1 protein-coding gene is annotated in these 743 nt (G+C 68.9%); it reads right to left on the bottom strand.

Annotated features, from left to right (window positions below; genetic code table 11):
* Positions 1 to 680, bottom strand: a 680-nt coding sequence (locus tag ACTMVF_RS42385; RefSeq protein WP_441276429.1) for an AMP-binding protein, incomplete at its 3' end; no start/stop codon positions are given.
* Positions 681 to 743: the final 63 nt, after the last annotated feature.

Raw genomic sequence — 743 nt, 5'->3', positions numbered from 1 at the left:
AGCGGCAGGTGCAGCTCCAGCCCCGAGATGTCGAACGAGATCGACGTCGACGCCAACCACACACCCGCCTGATCGGCACCGAGCCGCTCACGCAGCGACGCCAGCAGGTTGTGCAGAGCCCGGTGGCTGATGACCACACCCTTGGGACGACCGGTCGAACCGGACGTATACAGGACGTAGGCCACCTGCTCCGGATCCACCGTCACGGCCTCGAAGTCCGAGGCGCGACCGGCGATGTCCTCCCGGTGAGCGGCAAGGTAGTCATCGGTGACCACCAGGACAGCCCCGGCGTCCTCCGCCATGTAAGCAGCCCGCTCGGCCGGCAACGCAGGATCGATCGGCACATACGCCGCCCCCGCCTTCCACACCGCCAGCATGCCCACCAGCACATCCGGCGTCCGATGCAGGGCAAGCCCCACCACACCGCCCGGCACCACACCCACACTCCGCAGATGCTGAGCCAGCCGGTTCGACCCCTCCTCCAACTCCCGGTAAGTCAGCCGCGCTTCACCGCAGACAACGGCAACCTCGTCCGCCCGCGACGCCGCCTGCCCCGCGAACAACTCCAGCGCATGCCCGGAGCCCCACGCGGTCACATCCTCAGCGAACGCAAGCTCTCCCTCAGGCAGGACGACACCTCCGGCGTCCCCTTCCGGATCCGCCGCCATCGCCTCCAGCACCCGCCGGTACATCGACCCCAGCCGCCGCAGGTTCTCCCGGCTGATCACGTCCGACGTGGAGCC

Source organism: Streptomyces sp. SD31, assembly GCF_052068475.1.
In the GTDB taxonomy this organism is placed as follows: domain Bacteria; phylum Actinomycetota; class Actinomycetes; order Streptomycetales; family Streptomycetaceae; genus Streptomyces.
Note: the sequence above shows the minus strand (reverse complement) of the source record. Positions and strands in the feature narration are given on the sequence as shown.